Origin of the sequence: Chitinophaga sp. 22620 (assembly GCF_052044405.1) — a bacterium.
GTDB lineage: Bacteria > Bacteroidota > Bacteroidia > Chitinophagales > Chitinophagaceae > Chitinophaga.
In genome coordinates, this window is sequence record NZ_JBQEMV010000001.1 from 2,010,601 (window position 1) to 2,030,183 (window position 19,583).

Annotated in this window: 17 protein-coding genes; 9 read left to right on the top strand and 8 right to left on the bottom strand. The window is 52.8% G+C overall.

The window, feature by feature from the left end:
• Nucleotides 1–7: 7 nt before the first annotated feature.
• Nucleotides 8–955, top strand: coding sequence for a heme-binding domain-containing protein (locus ACTJIK_RS08195; protein WP_440645873.1), 948 nt, complete (start codon nucleotides 8–10; stop codon nucleotides 953–955).
• A gap of 15 nt (nucleotides 956–970) precedes the next feature.
• A complete protein-coding gene (locus ACTJIK_RS08200) occupies nucleotides 971–1,420 on the top strand; it encodes a hypothetical protein (RefSeq protein ID WP_440645874.1) in 450 nt (149 codons plus the stop codon).
• 33 nt (nucleotides 1,421–1,453) lie between these two features.
• Here the strand turns inward: ACTJIK_RS08200 and ACTJIK_RS08205 are convergent, their stop codons facing one another.
• Both ACTJIK_RS08205 and ACTJIK_RS08210 read right to left on the bottom strand, forming a co-directional pair.
• Nucleotides 1,454–2,356 carry an alpha/beta hydrolase gene (locus ACTJIK_RS08205; protein ID WP_440645875.1) on the bottom strand — a complete coding sequence of 301 codons (903 nt, stop codon included), beginning with the start codon at nucleotides 2,354–2,356 and terminating at the stop codon, nucleotides 1,454–1,456.
• A gap of 84 nt (nucleotides 2,357–2,440) precedes the next feature.
• Complete coding sequence (locus ACTJIK_RS08210; protein WP_440645876.1) at nucleotides 2,441–3,349, bottom strand: helix-turn-helix domain-containing protein; 909 nt, start codon at nucleotides 3,347–3,349, stop codon at nucleotides 2,441–2,443.
• Between the two features lie 109 nt (nucleotides 3,350–3,458).
• Here ACTJIK_RS08210 and ACTJIK_RS08215 point away from each other — a divergent pair, with 109 nt between their 5' ends.
• Nucleotides 3,459–5,612, top strand: coding sequence for a GH92 family glycosyl hydrolase (locus ACTJIK_RS08215; protein WP_440645877.1), 2,154 nt, complete (start codon nucleotides 3,459–3,461; stop codon nucleotides 5,610–5,612).
• Nucleotides 5,613–5,668: 56 nt separating this feature from the next.
• Here the strand turns inward: ACTJIK_RS08215 and ACTJIK_RS08220 are convergent, their stop codons facing one another.
• On the bottom strand, nucleotides 5,669–6,442 hold the full coding sequence (locus tag ACTJIK_RS08220; RefSeq protein WP_440645878.1) for a bifunctional hydroxymethylpyrimidine kinase/phosphomethylpyrimidine kinase: 774 nt from the start codon (nucleotides 6,440–6,442) through the stop codon (nucleotides 5,669–5,671).
• Between the two features lie 153 nt (nucleotides 6,443–6,595).
• Between ACTJIK_RS08220 and ACTJIK_RS08225 the strand changes: the two genes are divergently transcribed.
• On the top strand, nucleotides 6,596–7,477 hold the full coding sequence (locus tag ACTJIK_RS08225; protein ID WP_440645879.1) for a DUF6528 family protein: 882 nt from the start codon (nucleotides 6,596–6,598) through the stop codon (nucleotides 7,475–7,477).
• Nucleotides 7,478–7,503: 26 nt separating this feature from the next.
• On the opposite strand, the gene ACTJIK_RS08230 is transcribed toward ACTJIK_RS08225, so the two are convergent.
• Nucleotides 7,504–8,790 carry an RNA polymerase sigma factor gene (locus ACTJIK_RS08230; RefSeq protein WP_440645880.1) on the bottom strand — a complete coding sequence of 429 codons (1,287 nt, stop codon included), beginning with the start codon at nucleotides 8,788–8,790 and terminating at the stop codon, nucleotides 7,504–7,506.
• A gap of 4 nt (nucleotides 8,791–8,794) precedes the next feature.
• The gene (locus tag ACTJIK_RS08235) at nucleotides 8,795–9,139 is read right to left on the bottom strand and encodes a YciI family protein (protein ID WP_440645881.1); all 345 of its coding nucleotides are present in this window, start codon (nucleotides 9,137–9,139) and stop codon (nucleotides 8,795–8,797) included.
• A 156-nt stretch (nucleotides 9,140–9,295) separates the two neighbouring features.
• Here ACTJIK_RS08235 and ACTJIK_RS08240 point away from each other — a divergent pair, with 156 nt between their 5' ends.
• Nucleotides 9,296–10,042 (top strand): MerR family transcriptional regulator, encoded by a 747-nt coding sequence (locus ACTJIK_RS08240; protein ID WP_440645882.1) that lies wholly within the window; start codon nucleotides 9,296–9,298, stop codon nucleotides 10,040–10,042.
• Between the two features lie 109 nt (nucleotides 10,043–10,151).
• Here ACTJIK_RS08240 and ACTJIK_RS08245 read toward each other — a convergent pair whose 3' ends face one another.
• Both ACTJIK_RS08245 and ACTJIK_RS08250 read right to left on the bottom strand, forming a co-directional pair.
• A complete protein-coding gene (locus ACTJIK_RS08245) occupies nucleotides 10,152–10,655 on the bottom strand; it encodes a PPC domain-containing DNA-binding protein (protein WP_440645883.1) in 504 nt (167 codons plus the stop codon).
• Between the two features lie 50 nt (nucleotides 10,656–10,705).
• On the bottom strand, nucleotides 10,706–11,707 hold the full coding sequence (locus tag ACTJIK_RS08250) for a LacI family DNA-binding transcriptional regulator (protein WP_440645884.1): 1,002 nt from the start codon (nucleotides 11,705–11,707) through the stop codon (nucleotides 10,706–10,708).
• 158 nt (nucleotides 11,708–11,865) lie between these two features.
• Here ACTJIK_RS08250 and ACTJIK_RS08255 point away from each other — a divergent pair, with 158 nt between their 5' ends.
• The 3 genes from ACTJIK_RS08255 to ACTJIK_RS08265 all read left to right on the top strand — a co-directional run bounded on the left by ACTJIK_RS08255 (nucleotide 11,866) and on the right by ACTJIK_RS08265 (nucleotide 15,577).
• Nucleotides 11,866–12,759, top strand: a complete 894-nt coding sequence (locus tag ACTJIK_RS08255) for an inositol oxygenase family protein (protein WP_440645885.1) — start codon at nucleotides 11,866–11,868, stop codon at nucleotides 12,757–12,759.
• A gap of 111 nt (nucleotides 12,760–12,870) precedes the next feature.
• The gene (locus ACTJIK_RS08260; protein WP_440645886.1) at nucleotides 12,871–14,508 is read left to right on the top strand and encodes a sodium/sugar symporter; all 1,638 of its coding nucleotides are present in this window, start codon (nucleotides 12,871–12,873) and stop codon (nucleotides 14,506–14,508) included.
• Between the two features lie 37 nt (nucleotides 14,509–14,545).
• Entirely contained in the window at nucleotides 14,546–15,577 is a 1,032-nt protein-coding gene (locus ACTJIK_RS08265; RefSeq protein WP_440645887.1) for an ATP-binding protein, read from the top strand.
• Nucleotides 15,578–15,623: 46 nt separating this feature from the next.
• Here ACTJIK_RS08265 and ACTJIK_RS08270 read toward each other — a convergent pair whose 3' ends face one another.
• Nucleotides 15,624–15,911 carry a SelT/SelW/SelH family protein gene (locus ACTJIK_RS08270; protein WP_440645888.1) on the bottom strand — a complete coding sequence of 96 codons (288 nt, stop codon included), beginning with the start codon at nucleotides 15,909–15,911 and terminating at the stop codon, nucleotides 15,624–15,626.
• A 332-nt stretch (nucleotides 15,912–16,243) separates the two neighbouring features.
• On the opposite strand from ACTJIK_RS08270, the gene ACTJIK_RS08275 reads away from it, so the two are divergent.
• On the top strand, nucleotides 16,244–19,576 hold the full coding sequence (locus ACTJIK_RS08275) for a SusC/RagA family TonB-linked outer membrane protein (RefSeq protein WP_440645889.1): 3,333 nt from the start codon (nucleotides 16,244–16,246) through the stop codon (nucleotides 19,574–19,576).
• Nucleotides 19,577–19,583: the final 7 nt, after the last annotated feature.

Sequence of the window (19,583 nt, forward strand, 5' to 3'; positions counted from 1 at the left end):
AAAAGCCATGAAATCATTGAAGTCTGGAAGAACCAAATGGATGATCATCACTGCGGCCGCCGTAGCAGTGGTGGCAACGGGCTTGCAGTTTACCAGTCCCGTTATCCCGAATCCCCCGGTGACCGGCGAATTCAAAGGGCCGGAAGCGGTAACGGCGATCTTTGAACGGGCGTGTTACGACTGTCATTCCAACGAAACCAGCCTGGAATGGTACGATAAGATCGCGCCGGTTTCCTGGAAAGTGGCGGCGCATGTAAAGGAAGCGAGAACGCGGCTGAACTTTTCAAACTGGGACAGCCTTTCCTCCACAGCGCAGCTCACCACGCTGTGGTACATTGTGAATATGGTGGACCAGGGCAAAATGCCGTTGGAGAGCTACACCGCCGTTCATCCTTCCGCGAGGATATCAAAATCAGACGTGGATGTTTTAAAACAATATGTCGTGTCGCTCACCAATGCCCGGCCAACTGCCAAACCAGCGGGGTCTGTTCCGGTAAAAACTGCGGCAGTGGCGGATGATCTGCCCTTCCAGGTATCCCCTTCACCCAACGGCATCAGCTATTTTTCAGATTACAAAAGCTGGAAAGTGATCACTTCCTCCAACCGCTTCGATAATGGTACGATGCGCATCATTTACGGGAACGATATCGCCGTGAAGGCCATACAGGAAAATAACATCCACCCCTGGCCCAATGGCGCCAAGATCGTGAAGGTGGTGTGGGACAAGCAGGCGGAAGATAAGGATGGGAACGTGTTTGCGGGGGATTTTAACAATGTGCAGTTCATGATCAAAGACGATGAAAAGTTCAGGGATACAGAAGGTTGGGGCTTTGCAAGGTTCAGCACGAAGAAGCTGGTGCCTTACGGAAAAACGGCCTCCTTTGCCACGGAGTGCATCAACTGCCACCGCCTGGCATCCGCCACCGGTTTTGTATTCGATATCCCGATGAAATGATCAAACAAATCAACGATGAAAATAAAACATCTCTCAATTGCATTGTTTTCCTTACTGGCAGCAGCTTGCGGCCGCACGGAAGCGCCGGAGCTGTCGCCGGAGGACATTTACAACAGCGAAGGGCTGACGGTGATCACCTCTTCCTTTAATACCCGGCAGCAAACCATGTCCACGCTGTATGGCAACGCCATGGCGCTGAAAGCGGCGGCAGACAATATTCACCAGCCGGGGGAAGAATACAGGCTGGTAACCTGGAAGCAGCAAAGCCACCCGTTTTGGTTCGGCAGCAATAAAAACGGGGCCCTCCAAACTGTGGAACGCGTGAGCATAGCGGCTTCTGCGGACGGTGAACCGAAGATGGACTATGAGCTGGTGCAGGGGACGCCGGCAGACGTGCCTGGCGGAACCGACCGGGAGGGCAGGGTGAGTTTCATCTTGGCGCAGAAATTGTCGGTATCCCCGTAGCTTAAAAATTAAGCATTTCTGCATGGCGGCTTTCTAAAAACCATTTTCTTCCAGCCAGCTGGCGCACCAGTTGAACCACTTATCTTTATTCCCCGGATTGTCTAACCCAAATCCATGGCCACCCGCCTGGAAGATGTGCATGCTTGTTTTTACATTCGCGCGTTGCAGGGCTTCGAAAAATGCGATGCTGTTCTTTACCGGCACCACGTCATCGTCTGCCGCATGCACCAGGAAAGTGGGAGGAGTGCTGGCCATGACATGTTTTTCATTGCTGTAAAGATCCAGCAGTTCCCTGGAAGGCGTAACGCCGACCAGTCTTTCCCGTACGCCGCTGGGAATGGCCGGGTCGAAAATGATCACGGGGTATACTAGTAGCATAAAATCGGGACGGAGGCTCAGCTTGTCAATATTCTCAATAACAGGTCTATCGAAATGCGTGCCCGCCGTGGATGCCAGGTGGCCGCCCGCGGAAAACCCGATGAAACCGATCTTGTCCGGACGGATGCCCCATTCCGCCGCCCGCCTGCGCACCAGTAGCAGCGCTGTTTGCGCGTCCTGTAAAGGGCCGTTGGTTTTATCTTTCATGATGGCATCGTGCGGCAGGCGGTACTTCAGCACAAAAGCGGCGATCCCGATCTTGTTGAATTCTTTTGCTACGGCCTCGTTTTTTTCGGCCGCAGGCAACACGGCGTAGCCGCCGCCAGGGCAAATGATCACTGCGGTGCCGGTTCGCATGCCCTTTTCCGGCAGGTAAGGCGTGAGAGTAGGATGGGTCACATTGTGCGTGAGGCCTATGCTGTCTATGTATTCCATATAGTCCGCCGGCGCAGGCTTCGCGTTGGGAATATTGTTTTCATATAACGGGATAGGCTTTTCCTGTGCATCGGCAAAACAGGAGAACAACAAAAGCACGGGAACGGAGATGATTGTTTTCAATTGTCAAATTTTAATCGGTTAAACTGGTGACGATTAAAATTAGTGACAGGGAGGAAGGCCTGATGTGCAAAAATGCTCAATTTATCAGCACTGCTTTCTAAAGCCGAGGGGCTGCGTACCGAATTCCGCCTTAAATGCACGGCAGAAGGCACTGGCATTCTCAAACCCGCAGCGCCAGGCTATTTCATGCACAGGTTTACCGGTTTGCTTCAGCAGCTCCGCCGCCCGTTTGAGCCTGATACGGATGAGGTACTGATGAGGCGTGATATGGAATACGGCCTTGAACTGCCGCACCAGCTGGGGGACAGACAGGCATGCCAGGCTGCTGAGGAGTTCCAGGTCAGGATTGTCCATATAAGAAGAATGCAGGATATCCCGGGCGATGCACAACCGCTTGTATATTTCCGCCCTGGTGCCGGCCTTCAGGGCATTTACGTCGTGCACCCGGTTTGCTTCCGACTTGTGCGCGCTGATAAGCGAATGCAGCAGGAAAACCAGGTGCTCATCCACGACGGCCGCCTTGTAGCCTTCACTGTCCATCGCGGTGATGAGGTTGCCCAATTGTGTTTGTAACGCCGGTGTGATGTTGTTCAGCGTTTGGAAAAACTCAAGGGCCTTACCGCTTTCCAGCGGATCGTCCAGCAGTGTTTCTTCGCGCTGAAGCGCATCGCGGAACACGGAGGAGGCAAAATCTTTTTTGAAGAATACGGAGAAGACCTGCGTATGCACTTCTTCGTCGATATGGCAGCTATAATGCTGGTCGTCGTTCAGGATGAGGAATTGGCCCGGCCTGACCGCCAGCCGGTGGTTGTTTACGCCGTACCATTCTTCGCCGCTCAATACGGTCTTGAATGAAAGACAGCCCACATGATCGTCGCAGTGGCTGAAGCGGCTCCGGGCGTTAAAGACGATGTTGTGTTGTTTGAACCTGCTGAAATGCAGCGTTTCGTCGAACCCCGGCCTGGTATGATCTGGCAGGCTGGTGAAATACATGGCAGGGGAAGTTAACGCTATTTTATCAATTTTGCCGCAAACTATGAACTATATCGATTTAGTAGTATTTTAATTGCCCAGATACCGCTAACGAAATTTTTTCTTAATAATGAAATACCACGTCAAAACGCTGCCGGTCCTTATCGCGCTGATGTTTGCAACCGTTGCAGGAAATGGCCAGCCGGGGCCGGTTTATACAAAGTATGTGAACACCTTTATCGGCACCGCGCCGCTCACTGATCCGAAAATACTCGGCTATAAATTGCCTGAAGGCTGGCGGTCATGGGCCGGGCTTACATTTCCCGGCAGCTCGCTGCCCAATGCCATGGTGCAGCTGAGCCCCATCACCGAATACGGCTCCGGGGCCGGGTACGAGTATGAAGATTCCGTTATTTACGGTTTCACGCATACAAACAAAGGCCACTGGAATCTCTGCAACATTCCTATCCTGCCGGTTTCGAACCCGGGAGAGAAACGGGGCTCAAGATTCTCGCACAAAAAAGAAAGCGCCGCACCGGGGTTTTACCAGGTGTATCTTGAAGATTACAAAGTGAATGTGAATCTCACTTCCACGCTCAGGTGCGGTTTCCATCAATATGAATACGAAAACGGGAAAAACAGACAGATACTGTTCGACCTGGCCAGGGCCAACAACCGGGTATCCGGCTGGAATATAGAACAGGCGGGCGCTTCCGTGCTGCAAGGTTACCAGCAGACGGGAGAGCGGATCTATTTTTACGCCATCCTGAACACGGAGATCGAAAAGCTGGAGAAGAAAGACGAAGGCCAGCGCACCGGCTCCGCCACCGTGCATTTGAAGGATGGCCGCAAAGGGCCGGTAGAGCTGAAGATCGGCCTGTCTTTCGTAAGCGTGGAAAATGCAAGGCAGAACCTTGAGCAGGAGATCGGCAGCAAAACCTTCAGCCAGGTGCGCAGCGAAGCTACCCGGACCTGGGAAACCCTGCTGTCGTCCATACAGGTAAAGGGCGGCACGCCCAAACAAAAGGAGATGTTCTATTCCTGCCTCTACCGCTCATTCCTCTGGCCCGCCCTGCGCAGCGATGTGAACGGCGAATTTACCGATGCGTCCAGAAAAGTGGCAAAGGCCGGCTTTAACTATTACACCGAACCTTCGCTTTGGGACACCTACCGCAATAAAGATGTGCTGCTGAGCCTTGTCTCTCCCGGCGTTGCGCTGGACGTGATCAAATCGATGAAAGATGTGGGGGACAAAAAAGGATTCATTCCCACGTTCTTCCACGGCGATCATGGCGCTTCCACCATTGCAGGCGCATACCTGCGGGGAATGGACGATTTTGATGTGAAGGGCACTTATGAAATATTGCTGAAGAATGCGAACGTGGCGGGCGGCGCCCGTCCGCATATCCGCGAATACATCGAGAAAGGTTACATTTCCGATCCTGATATTCCGAACCCGCACGTGGAAACCAAGGCAAAAGCGGGCGTTTCCAAAACCCTGGAATATTCATACGATGATTATTCCCTCGCGCAGATGGCCGGGAAGCTGGGCGATACGGCCAATTACAGGATACTGATGGCCCGTTCAAAAAACTATAAGAACATGTTCGACCCGTCCAGCCGCTTTATGCGCGGCAGGCTGGAGAACGGAGAATGGATACAGAATTTTAATCCCCAGTACCCGTACTATGAATACATGTACCGCGAAGCCAATGCCTGGCAGGTGTCGTTCTTTGCGCCGCATGATATGAAAGGGCTGATCGAACTGTATGGCGGGGAAAAAGGTTTTGAATCGAAGCTGGATTCGCTGTTTACCCTGCCCTGGAACCCGAACCACATTGCCCGCAACGTGGAAACGATGATCGGGCAGTATTGCCATGGCAACCAGCCGGATCATGAAGCCCCGTTCGCATATTATTTCATTGATAAGCCGCAGAAATCACAGAAAATAATAGACACCATCCTCAACAGCCTCTACGGCATCGGCGATGAGGGCCTGGCGCTCTGCGGAATGGACGACGCGGGTGAAATGTCCGCCTGGTATGTGTTCTGCGCTGCCGGCCTTTATACCTTCTCCGCCACCGATCCCGAATACATCGTAACCGTGCCGCTTTTTGACGAGGTGAAATGGAAGACCAGCACAGGTAAAATGCTGACCATCACCAAAACAGGAAAGGGAAGGGACCTTACGGCGATCAGGGTGAACGGCAAAACGAACAAAGGATACTTCGTGCCGCACAGCCTGTTCAGGGAAGGAGGAAAGATCGGGATCGTGACAAAATAATGTTCCGTTTCACGGAAAGGGGGGAGCCTGTGCAATTGCGCAGGCTTTTTTCTTTTTTAGTCTTCAATGATCAGCTCGTCCGCTTCCTGCTCCATGGACCGGGCAATGTAGGCGGATGTTTGCCGGGCGGCTTCGGTCAGGGCTTCTTCTTTTGTTTTTCCTTCAAAAAAGAAATGAAGCAGGAACAAAGCAAGGAAAGCATCGCCTGAACCGCCGAAGTTCCGCGACAGGTAAGGATGATAGAAAGAAAAACGGTTTTCCCCGTACAGTTCTACTCCGATCTCTTCCGGGGTAGGCAGCATGCTGGTCACTACCAGCTCTGCCTCCGGGTAACGGCCGCGGAATTGTTCAATATAAGCTTCCGGCGCGCCTGCTGCGGCGGGATCGTTGCCGGTCAGTATCTTTATTTCGGAGAGGTTGGGAAAAACTATGTCAGACAAGCGGATGAGTGCCGGCCATCTTTCCGCGATCTCCGCCGGCACGTACATCCGGCCATGGTCCCCGCAAACGGGATCGGTAACGATGTACGCGATATGCGGCCGGTAAACCCGGATCAGTTCCGCCAGAACGTCCGCCTGCTCAGGCTTGCCGAGATAACCGATGTACAGGATCAGGCGCTGCCCGCGGAATACCGCCAGCTCAAACACTTCCGTGAGCAGCTTTTCAAAAGGCACATCCAGCTTGGTCACGCTTTTCATGTTCGTCAGCCCGCTCAGCACCACGCTCGGCACAGGCAATACCCTGGAACCCAGTATTTTGATCATTGCTTTCAGGCTTGCCGTGCCATGCACGGCGAAGCTGCCTACTGCCAGTACTTTCAGATTACGCATATGGACTGCAAATTATGAATTCCAATCCTTAACAATAAGCTAAAAAACGTGATCCGATTATTTCTTACTTTTGGCCGTCCCTTCCAGGTTTGTATGATCAAGTGAAATTAAGGCCCATCGATGGCATGGGCGGTTCAAATAAACAATATCGTTATGAAGTGTAAGCACATTTTCGGTTTCTGCGCCATGCTGCTCGCAGCCGCCACGGCCTTTGGCCAATCGGGGAAAAAGTTTCTCGTATGTGGCGACAGCAAGGTGCTGCTGGTGGATTACGACCGGTCTAAAGACAGCATCCCGGAAGTGACCTGGGTGTGGGATGCCCATGAGGCGGCTGACCTGCCCGAAGAATACCGAAGCCGCATGTTCAATACCATGGACGATTGCAAAGCGATCAACGGCGGGAAACAGATACTGGTTTCTTCCTCATCAGGCGCCATTGCGATCGTGAACCTGGAAGATAAAAAAGTAGTGTTCCACGCCGCCGTTCCCAACGCGCATTCCATCGCCCTGCTGCCCGGGAATCTTGTAGCGGCGGCCGCTTCCACGCATAAGGCGGGTAATAAGATCATGTTGTTCAACATTGCCCGGCCGGGGAAGGTATTATATACAGACAGCCTGTATTCAGCTCACGGCCTGGTGTGGGACGCGAAAAGACAGCGCCTTTTTGCGCTGGGCTATTCCGTGTTGCGCGAGTACAGGATCGCTTCGCCGGATGCCCTGCAGCTGGAGAACGAATGGAACATACCGGGCATTGGCGGGCACGAACTGCAACCTGCTCCTGGTGGCAACCATCTTTTTGTGACCGAACATCACGGCTCATGGGTGTTTGATATCAATGCGCAGAAATTCAGCAAACGCAAAGGTTTGCCGGATGCGGAGAATGTCAAAAGCCTCGGCCAGCTTAAGTCCGGGCAGTACATCTACACCATCCCCGAAGAAAGCTGGTGGACGTTCCATGTGAAATTTTCCGCGCCGGAACGTTCTTTTGTTTTCCCTGATATGCATGTTTATAAAGCACGCTGGTTCACGAACTAGCGGTTGACCTATAACTGTTAACTGTTTCACTTTTTGCGTTCCCCATCCTTCGCGGATGGGGATTTTTTATGGCCGGCCCGCAGCCGCTCTATTTCTTTCGCCAGCGTTCTCTTTTCCGCCGCCGGCCTCGTGAGGGTAATGGCCTTTTGATAATGTTCAATCGCTTTGGCCGTGTTGACGCCGGTGTAGAGATAGCCCAGCAGGGAATGGTAGAAATTCATGTCCTCAAGGCCCAGCTTCTCCGCTTCAGGAATGGCCTGCAGGTGACCGTGCACTTTGGCGAAAGCGAAAGTGCGGTTCAGCGCGGTGATAGGGGAGTATTCCAGGATGACCAGCTGGTTGTACAGCTGAAGGATATGTTCCCATTTGTGGTGATCCGTGGGCGTGGTGTGCCAGTAGGCGATGGCTGCTTCCAGGTGGTATTTGGAGATGTCGTTGGCCGAACAGGCTTCCACGAGATAATAGTTGCCCTTTTCGATCAGTTCTTTGCTCCAGCGGCTTTTATCCTGCTGCTCAAATAAAATGGCGTCTCCTGCATCGTCTTCCCGCGCTTCGAGCCTGGAGCTTTGGTAACAGATCAAAGCCAGGAGCGCATTGGCTTTAGGCGTGCCGGTGAGCGGGTTTTCGGTGAGGATGAGCGCCAGCCGCATGGCTTCCGAGCAGAAGTCTTTCCGGATCAGGTGATGCGCCGAGCGGGAAGCGTAACCTTCGTTGAACAGCAGGTAGATGGTCCGCAACACCGTATCCAGTCTGGATTGTATGGTAGCGGCCTGCAACGTTCCGATCCCGAAACGGTCGTTGCGCAGGTTCGCCCTTGCCCTGGCCAGCCGCTTTTTGATGGTTTCGGTCTTTGAAAGAAAAGCCCCGGCGATCTCTTCCACGCTGAAACCGCAAAGCACCTGGAGCGCCAGGCAGATCTGCGCTTCGGTAGAATTGGCAGGGTTGCAAACGGCAAAGATCATCGCCAGCTCGCTGTCTGTTATCGTTTGTGGCGTAAAGTCCACTTCCTGGGCGGTTTTCGGCTCATCACCGCTCAGCGCGGGTTTTATTTGTGTTTCGAACAGGGAATGCCGTTTGAGGTAATCCTTCGCATGATTCTTCGCGACGGCATAAAGCCAGGCGGTAGGATTGGGCGGCACGCCATTGCGGCTCCAGTGTTCGGCCGCTTTCAGGAAGGTATCGCTCACCATGTCTTCCGCGGTCTCCATATGCTGCAACCCAAAATGACGGCACAATACGGCCGTCATTTTGACGTACTCCAGCCTGAACAGGCGGGGCAGCAATTCGTGGTGAGGCGAAGCTTTTTCTTTCATGGCCTCAGCCTTTTTCTTCCGGCGTTAAAATGGCCCTCACTTCAATATTGCCGCCCATTTTGAGGATGGGATTCTTTTGGGCGATCTCTACTGCTTCCTCGATGGTATCCGTTTTTACGATCACGTAACCGAGAATGAACTCTTTGATCTCGGTGTAAGGCCCGTCGGTCACCACATCATCAGGCCGCACGGTTTTGGCGATGCTGCCGGACAGCCTGTTGCCTTTGTCTGCCAGTTTGTTCTGCGCGGCAATGCCCGCCATCCAGTTCATTCTTTCCTGCATTTGCTCCGGCGTGGGCGCAGGGTGCGAGGTGTCGCTGTTTCTGAAGATCAGGAGGAAATCTCTCATCGTGTAATATTTTATGGTTTCATGGTCTTAACGATCGGAAGTGAGGGAAGGGGACAAAGAGGGGAGCGGTTTTTTAAAAAATTGAAAAAAAACGCTTGACTCTAACCTTACGTCATACCCTACCTTTGTTTTGCAATCTAAAACAAGCATTCCATTATGGCGCAATATGCGGTAAAAAAACTGGCGGAAATGGCTGGTGTAAGCGTGCGCACGCTGCATCACTACGACAGGATCGGTTTGTTGCAGCCCTCTGTGCGCACGGAGGCGGGTTACCGGCTGTATGGTGAAAAAGAGCTGCTGCGGCTCCAGCAGATACTTTTTTACAAGGAAATGGACTTTGAGCTGAAGACCATCGCCGATCTGCTGGACGACCCGGACTTTGATATGGTAGCGGCTCTGCAGCGCCACAAACAAAGCCTGCTGCAACGGAAAGAACGCATCGCCACGCTGCTGGAAACGCTTGACAAAACAATTGATCACCTCGAAAACAAACAAAAGATGAAACCTGAAGATCTTTATAAAGGACTGCCGAAAGAACAGGCGCAGGCCTGGCGGAAAGAAGCCATGGAACGCTGGCCGGACCAGGTGAAACATTCCGGGGAACAGCTGCTGAAGCTCAGTCCGCAGGAGTTTGAGACCCTGGGAAAGAACTTCGCCGCCAACTGGGAGCAGCTGGCAGCCATAACGGGCAAAGATCCGCACAGCCCTGAAGTGCAGCGGCTCATTGCGGATCATTATCACTTCATCCGGCAATTCTGGGGCAAGCCCGAAGGCGATATCACCGCGGCCTACAAAGGCCTGGGCGACCTGTATGCCACAGACGAACGGTATACCTCTTCCAATCCCGCGTTTGGTGCGTTCCTGCAAAAGGCGATGTATTATTTTGCGGATAACCTGGAATAACAAAAAAGCCCCGGATGTTTCGGGGCTTTTTGTTTTTATATTTTTTAAGATCAGCCAGGGCAGACCAGGAAAAGCGCCATTGCGGGGAGGGGCGGTGATTTTGTAAAAATTATTCCTCCAGCTGCAACACATTCGCCCCCGGCGGTTCCTCCATCTTCCGTTCCAGCATTTTATCGTGCACCGTTACGAGTATTTCCACTGAGCCCGTGCCCACTATGGCGCCCAGCATATGGCCGCCATAAGCTTTGAACTCCCTGTCCGTTACCACGCCATGCGCATGGATGGACACCTTGCCTTTTTGCCAGGCGATGGAACCGCGCATGCTGGCCAGCTCCACGTTATTAAATTCCTTGGGCTCATATTCTTTCGTTTCGAAGTTGAAGAAGCCGAAACGGGCGTTCACAAAGCCCATCCCCGCGAAATTCGCCGAAGGGATCTTTTCTTTGATGGCCAGCGATTCGAGCTGGGCTAATACATCGTCTCCCTGCCGCAACACCATCAGGTAGCCGGCGGGAACCTTTATGTAACGGGTAATGGTATCCATGGCATTGTTTTGTGCGGCTGCTTTGCTGATGAACAGGCAAACGAGTAAAAGCGCTATTACCTTTTTCATGACAGGAAGGTTTGTTCCCTTGTTAGCGCGCACGTGCCGTGCCAGAAAAACTACAGTGTGGACCCACGCCTGATCAGCTCCGAAGGTATCACCATATTCAGCCCTGCGGGGTCGGTGTTCTTTTTTTCGAGCAGTTTCAGCAGTGCGGCCGCAGCGGCCTTACCCATTTCAAACGCGGGCTGGGTAACGGTTGTAAGCGAAGGATATAACATAGCGGCAATACCGAGGTTGGAGAAGCACACCAGCTTCACATCCGCCGGCATGGCCAGCGGCAGTTCCGCGCACACCTGGTACACCAGCGTGGCGAGCTTTTCCACGGAAGCCAGTATGCCGTCCGGCCGGTCCGGCCGTTGCAGTAATTCCCGGACAATGGTATAATTTTCCCCGGCAGAAGCGGAACAGTAGGTTTCATGAACCGGCAGCCCTTCTTCTTCCATGGCCTTCCGGTAGCCGGCCATCCGGTCGTTGCTGATGGACAGTTTGCTGGAAACTCCCAGGAAAGCGATATTCCGGCAGCCCTGTTCTATGAGGTGCAGCGTAGCTTTGTAGCCGCTTTCAAAATCGTCCGTCACGATCCGCGTGGCGTTCACTTCATTCAGCGCCCGGTCGAAAAACACGACCGGCACCTCTTTGGCCATCAGTTCCTGGATATGCCCGCCGCTGGCGGTTTCGCTGGAAACGGACATCAGCACCCCGTCTACCCGGCCGCTCTGGAACTCTTTCAGGATGGTTTGCTCATTCTCGTAATTCTCATGCGTGAGACAGATCAGCACATGATATCCCTTTCCCTTCGCCACACTTTCGATGCCGTTGATGGCCTGCGAAAAAAAACTGTCTGCCACCTCGGGGATCACGATGGCGATATTCCGGCTCTTTTTGCCGCGTAAGCTGCTGGCATAAGGATTGGGCGTATAATTCAGCTTAGCCGCCAGCTCCAGCACCCGGTGTTTCGTTTCGTCGCTGATCTCATAGCTGTCCCGGAGGGCCTTTGAGATCGTGGAAACGGAAAGGTTCAGTTCCTGCGCCAGCGCCTTGATATTGATCTGTTTCATTGGTTGATAAGTCCTTACGATGCTAAATTAGCCTTTAATGCCCGGATTTAACGAAACCGGTTTCGTAAATAAAGCAGTGGCGCGGTATGAAAATCCTTAAAAATGACCGAAATTATAGTGTTCAACTCACCACTTTTTTAATTTACAAAATACTTGCCATGGCCACAATTCAAAATTCATCATTAACCGCTAAGGAGATTAACCCGCTCAACAGCCTCGATGAATGGGAAGACGCCGTACTGGAACGTTATCCGGACCCGGATAGTATTGCCACCGATAAATCCACGGATGAATACAGGAACTATGATTCCCCGCAAAGAGACACCGTTAAGGAATTCTACCGCCTCAACCACACGTATCAAACCTACGAGTTTGTGCAGCAGAAAAGAGCGGACTACCTCAAATTTGACAAAAAGGAAATGCCCGTATGGCAGGCCTTCGACTTCCTGAACCAGCTGGTGGACGATTCCGACCCGGATACCGACCTGGACCAGTTCCAGCACCTGCTGCAAACATCCGAGGCCATCCGCAGGGACGGTCACCCGGACTGGATGGTGCTGGTGGGCCTGATGCACGATATGGGCAAAGTGCTCTGCCTCTTCGGTGAACCGCAATGGGCCGTGGTGGGAGACACCTTCCCGGTGGGCGTGCAGTATTCAGATAAAGTGGTGTACCCCGAATTCTTCAAAAACAACCCCGACTACAACAACCCCGAGTACCAGACGCCTACCGGCGTATACAAAGAAGGTTGCGGGCTGAGGAATGTGCATATGTCGTGGGGGCACGACGAATACGTTTACCAGATGATGAAGGACCATTTGCCCGAGCAGGGCCTGTACATGCTCCGGTACCATTCTTTCTACGCCTGGCACCGCGAAGGCGCTTACAGCCAGCTGCTGGACGATCATGACCGCGAAATGCTGCGCTGGGTGAAGCTTTTCAATCCATACGACCTGTATTCCAAGAATCCGACGCCGCCGGACTGGAAGGAGTTAAGGCCTTATTATGAGGACCTGGTGGCGAAATACCTCCCTTCCACGTTAAAATTCTGATACTTCAACCGGTATTTCAGTGAAGTACGTTCCAAATCGGTAATTTCCCGCAGCGTAAGACTTTGTGCTTTGCCTGCGGGAAATTTTTAAGCCTAACCTTGCCTCCACTATATGAATAAACTGCATACAGCTGATTACATCGTATTTTTTATCTACTTCATTGCTATCGCCGCTTACGGTTATTATATCTACCATAAAAAAAAATCCGCCTCGCCCGATTCCAAGGATTTTTTCCTGGCGGAGGGTTCGCTTACCTGGTGGGCCATCGGGGCATCGCTGATCGCGTCCAATATATCGGCGGAGCATTTCATCGGCATGTCCGGCTCAGGCTTTGCGCTGGGGCTGGCCATTTCCACCTACGAATGGATGGCCGCCGCCACGCTTATCATCGTGGCCGTGGTGTTCATCCCCCTTTACCTGAAGAACAAGATCTACACCATGCCGCAGTTCCTCGCCAAGCGGTACAACGACAAGGTGAGCACCGTGATGGCCGTATTCTGGCTGCTGGTCTATGTTTTCGTGAACCTTACCTCCATTATTTACCTTGGCGCGCTGGCCATTGCATCCATTTCCACTATCTCGTTTGAATGGTGCATTGCCGGCCTGAGCATTTTCGCGATCCTCGTAACGCTCGGCGGCATGAAGGTGATCGGGTATACGGACGTGGTGCAGGTGCTGGTGCTGATCCTTGGCGGGCTGGTAACCACCTATCTCGCGCTGGACCTGCTGGCGGAGCGTTTCGGTTATGGCGGTGATATCCTGAAAGGATTAGGCGTGCTGCGTAAAGAGGCGCCCTCGCATTTTCATATGATCTTCGACAAGAGCAATCCCTATTATAAAGACCTCCCGGGCCTTTCCGTGCTGATCGGCGGCATGTGGATCAACAACCTGGCTTACTGGGGCTGTAACCAATATATTACACAACGCGCGCTGGGAGCGGATCTTAAAACGGCGCGCAACGGCATCCTGTTCGCCGCCTTCCTGAAGCTGCTGGTGCCGGTGATCGCCGTGCTGCCGGGCATCGTGATGTTCGTGCTGCACAAGCACGGCATGTTCCAGGAAGAAATGCAGGGCGTGGTAGACGGTGTGAAGAAAGTGAAGCCCGACCATGCGTACCCCACGCTCATGAACCTGCTGCCGCCCGGGCTGAAAGGCGTGGCCTTTGCCGCGCTCACAGCCGCTATCGTGGCTTCGCTGGCGGGCAAGGCGAATAGTATCTCCACTATTTTTTCGCTGGATATTTACAGGAAATTCTTCAATAAAAATGCTTCCGAAAAACAGCTGGTAAGCGTGGGCAAATACGCCGTGATCCTGTCTATGCTCATTGCCGCGGTGGTGGCCCCCGCCCTGCGTTCGCTGGACCAGGCTTACCAGTTCATCCAGGAGTATGTCGGGTTTATTTCCCCTGGTGTGCTGGCCATTTTCCTGATGGGTTTCTTCTGGAAACGCACTACTGCGGCTGCTGCGCTCACCGGCGCCTTGCTTACCATTCCCGTTTCAACGGTGCTGAAATTCCTGCCGGTGTGGACGAATGGCGCTTTCCCGGATTATCCTTTCCTGGACCGCATGTCCATTACTTTCGTGCTGCTCATTATCGTTATGACGGTGATGAGCCTGATGAAACCAGCGCCCAAAGGAGAGTCGCCGATCGAGATCGATAAGTCCCTGTTCCGGGTAACGCCGGCTTTCGTCGTGGCGTCTGTGATCATTTGCGGGATATTGACGGCTTTGTATACCGTTTTTTGGTAGCATATTGACTATGTAAATTATTGAAGATCAATTATCATTGTCTTTTTTTATAGATGAGGTGCAAATGGTACCCGAGCTATTCCGTGCACTGAAAGTTGTCGTAGATGAACTAAGGTTGCGGGATAAAGAACATGCGAACGGCCGGTATTTGTTGACAGGTTCTGTCAATATATTGGCTCTGCCGAAATTGTCTGATCCCCTGGTGGGAAGGATGAGCGTTTTAACGCTTTATCCTTTCTGTACTGCTGAATCGTCGCAAGGGATCGGGAATGGGCTGGACAGGCTGTTCAATTTTGACTTTGCCGGTATGACTGATCGTGGATTAAGTCTTATAGATGCAATAAAACTGGCTACCTTTCCTGAAATAGCTGATAAGAATGCTAAAGAACGTTCACTTTGGTTCGATGGTTATCTGACAACAATACTGCAGCGTGATGTACGGCAGATCGCAGAGCTTGAGAAGATTTCCACCCTTCCTAATCTCTTGCGCATCCTCGCTATACGGGCAGGTAATTTGCTTAACGATGCCGATATTGCCCGGGACATGGGGTTAAACCCGGTTACATCGAAGTTCTATCGCAATATCCTGAAAATGATGTTTCTGAATTTCGATGTTGAACCCTGGTTCCGGAATACTGGCAAGCGGCTGGTGAAAGCGTCTAAAGGTTTCCTTATCGACACGCTTATGCTGTGTCATATGCTGGATCTTGATCTGGAGGACATTAAAAAGAACAAGCCTGATCTTTTTGGGCATGTTCTGGAAAACTATGCAGTCGCGGAGCTAACGAAATTGCTGACTTTCAGTGAAACAAAGGCTAAGCTCTTACATTTCAGAACCAGCGACGGAAAAGAGGTTGATTTCGTGCTGGAAAAAGCGGACGGCTCCCTGTTCGCCATTGAAATAAAAAAGTCGGAATCCGTCAATATCCAGGATTTTAACGGCATAAAAACGCTGGCTGAACTTACAGCAAAAGAGTTTATTGGCGGTGTTGTGCTGTACTCTGGAAAAGAAGTTGTGCCATTTGGCAAAAATCTCTGGGCTGTTCCTTTTCACATTTTGTGGCAGTAATATCTTGACAGCCTTCCAGATCATGCGGAGAATATCCGGTAATCCCTTACTCCTCCTTCTTCCTGTCCGCATGCCCGAGGCTTTTGCCCGGGTTCACCAGGTCGCGCACACGCTGTTTTAATTCCTTTATCTCGGGAAAATGGCCGTCCCGCTTCCGGTCAAAAATGATCTGGTCGTTCAGCGATACCTGGTAACTTCCCGCGATCTCGGAGGGTTTCAGCGTAACGCCGGTCAGGTCTTCTTCGAAAGTGACCAGCAGCTCCTGTGCCATGTAGGCTGCGCGGAGCAGCCAGCCGCATTTAGGGCAGTAAGAAATGGTTATTCCTGGTTTCATTTGTCTTTTTTTGGTCGGGAAAATTTATCATGCCCGGCTCCATATCTGTAAATGTACATCCGTTCGCGGGCGTTTGTATCCCTCCCATAAAAAAGCGTTATAAAAAAGTTAAAACCCCGCATTTATTATGTATCTTAAGTACGGATAATATTCCCAAAACGACTGAAATTCTGCTGATTGTCTGTTTAACTCAAAAGGGGAGCATGCTTCTGTTGTAAAGCATTTGAGAGCTGCCGGCATATCAACCAAAATGTTCCAAAATCAAACATGCGCACATGCAATTAAAGGTTTACGCCTGTGATGCCGGGAAGTGGCGCCTAAAACTCCCGGTCTTGTTTATCCTGTTACTGCTTGCAGCATCCACACCTGCTGACGCTTTTGCAACGGAAACCACAGTTTATCAGGACTCTGTGCCTGCCTCCCAGATCCGGGGCAGGGTCATAGACGCGGACGAGAACATACCGCTCCCCGGTGTTACCGTGGAAAATCTCGTGAACCGCAAAGGCATCCTCTCCGACGTGAACGGCAATTTTGTGCTCGCCGGCAAAACGGGCGACAGCATCCGCTTTTCCTACCTCGGCAAAAAAGTGCAGGTGGCCATTTACCGCGGGCAACCGCTGAACATCCGGCTGGAACAGCTGGGCGGTGTATTGTCTGAAGTAGTGGTGACCGGCTTCCAGGACCTGGACAAAAGGAAATTCTCCGGCGCCGCCGTTACCCTCAAGGGCGACGATGTGAAGATCGACGGGGTGGCCGACCTGAGCCGCATGCTGGAAGGCCGTGTGGCCGGTGTTTCCGTGCAGAACGTGTCCAGCTCATTCGGCGCCGCGCCCAAACTCCGCATCAGGGGCGCCACTTCCATCCATGGCGACAATAAACCGCTCTGGGTGGTAGACGGTGTGGTGCTGGAAGAGATCATCAACATTTCCAACGACCAGCTTTCCAGCGGCGACCCTACCACTTTGCTGGGTTCCGCCGTGGCCGGCCTGAACGCCAACGACATTGAAAGCTACGCGATACTGAAGGACGCCGCGGCCACCGCCCTGTACGGCGCAAGGGCGATGAACGGCGTGGTGGTGATCACCACCAAAAAAGGACGGGTGGGCAAAACGCTCGTGTCCTATACCGGCAACTTCAGCACACAGCTGAAGCCCTCCTACGCCGACTACAGCATCATGAACTCTTCCCAGCAGATGTCCGTACTTGCGGAACTGGACAGGAAAGGGGCCCTTGGGCCTAATATACTGGACCGGGCGGACAACGGCGTGTTCGGCAAAATGTACGAGCTCATGCTGGCGGATGCCAACGGTAATTTCCCTGTTCCCAATACGCCTGAAGGCCGCGCCGCTTTCCTGAAAAGGTATGCCGCCGCCAATACGGACTGGTTCGACCTGCTGTTCCGCAACAACTTCGTGCAGGAACATTCCCTCAGCGTTTCCTTCGGTAACGAAAAATCGCAGTCCTATTTCTCCACCAGCTATTATGGCGACAATGGCTGGACGGTGGCCGACCGTGTGAACCGCTACACGCTCAACTTCCGCAACAACTATAATTTCTCCGACCGCCTCACCGTCAGCTTCTCCGCCCTTGCTTCCGTAAGGCAGCAGCGCGCGCCGGGCTCGCTTACCAGGCAGGAGAATCCCGTGGAAGGGCAGTACGACCGGGACTTCGACATCAACCCCTTCAGCTACGCGCTCAATGCCAGCCGTACCATGACGGCCTATGACGAGAACGGCGACCGGGAATATTTCCGCCGCAACTTCGCACCCTTCAATATTCTCACTGAACTTGAAAATAACTACCTGAACATCAACGTATCGGACCTCCGCCTGCAGGGCGACCTGAAATACAAGTTCACGCCGGCGCTCACTTTCGAATTCGTAGGAGCGGTGCGTTACGTGAAGTCGAGCATGGAGCACCAGATCACGGAAAACGCCAACATGGCCAATGCTTACCGTGCAGCGGGCAATGCCACCATCAGGCAGAACAACCGCTTCCTTTACCGCGACCCGGACGATCCTGAAGCGGAACCTGTGGTAGTATTGCCTTACGGCGGTTTTTACAACAGAACGGAAGACCAGCTGGTGAGCTATGATTTCAGGAACAGTCTTGCTTTTGTAAAGACCTTCAACAATATCCATTCCGTGAACCTCCTGGCCGGTATGCAGGTGAAGTCCGCGGACCGGCAGCAGGCCAGCAATACCGGTTTCGGTTATCAATACGACAACGGCGGGGTGCCGTTCGTAGATTACCGCATCGTGAAGCAAACCATCGAGAGCAATTTCCCGTATTATGGTATGAGTAAGGACTGGGACCGGTTTGTGGCATTCTACGGCTCGGCAGGTTACACATTCAGGCAGCGCTACAACTTTACCGGTACGGTCCGTTACGACGGTTCCAACAGGCTGGGCAAAAGCACCACGGCCCGCTGGCTGCCTACCTGGAGCCTTGCAGCATCCTGGAATGCGGACAGGGAGCCGTTCATGCAGAACCTGTCGTGGGTAGATTACCTGACAGTAAGAGGATCTTATGGCCTCACAGCCAGTATGGGCCCCGCTACCAATTCCAGCATCGTGCTACGCAATATCAACACCACCCGCCCGTATTTCACCGAAGTGGAATCCGTGATCAGGCTGGCTAACCTGGAAAATTCGGAACTGACCTGGGAAAAAGCCTACACGGGAAACGCCGGGCTGGACTTCGGTTTGTTCAGGAACAAGCTGAACGTGAGCCTCGACGGGTATATCCGCCAGAGCTTCGACCTTATCAGTATCATCCGCACTTCCGGCATCGGCGGTGAAGCGGAGAAAGCCGCGAACTATGCGGACATGGATTCCTGGGGTGCGGAACTGATGGTAGGCGGGCCGGTGATCACCCGCAGGGACTGGAACTGGAAAACCAATTTCACCTTCGGCTACAACGAAAACAAGATCACCAACGACCGGAGCCGTCCGCAAATATTCAACATGGTGCAGGCCGAAGGCGGCAACCGCCAGGGTTTCCCGGTACGCAGCCTGTTTTCCCTGGAATTCAAAGGCCTTGACTCCTACGACGGCGGCCCGCTGTTTGTGAACGAAAAAGGAGAGACCAGCGAAGGCGTTTACCTGCAGGACAGGGATATCAGTCACCTCGTATACGAAGGCCCGGTGGACCCTATCGTGACCGGCGGCTGGTCCAACACTTTCAGTTATAAAAACCTGTCGCTCAATATTTTTGTTACCGCGCAGGGTGGCAACAAGATCAGGTTGTACCCGGCGTTCAAAACCGCTTACTCCGACCTGGACGCCACGCCAAAGGAGTACCTGGACCGCTGGCTGATGCCGGGGGATGAAAAAGTAACGAACGTGCCTTCCATCCTGGGCGGCCTTGAAATATCGCGGCTGAACGGCGAATACCCTTACAACAACTACAACTATTCAACAGCAAGGGTGGCCAGCGGCGCTTTCCTGCGGCTCAAAACCGTGTCGCTCACCTATGCGCTCAAACCTGCGCTGCTCAACAGGATCGGGCTGAACAGCGCGAGCGTTTCCGCGGCGGCCATCAATCCCTGGCTGATATTGTCCGATGAAAAACTGAGAGGGCAGGACCCTGAGTTCTTCAATACCGGCGGCGTGGCGCTGCCTGTACAGAAACAATTTACTCTCACCCTGAGAGTGGGCATTTAATTGAACT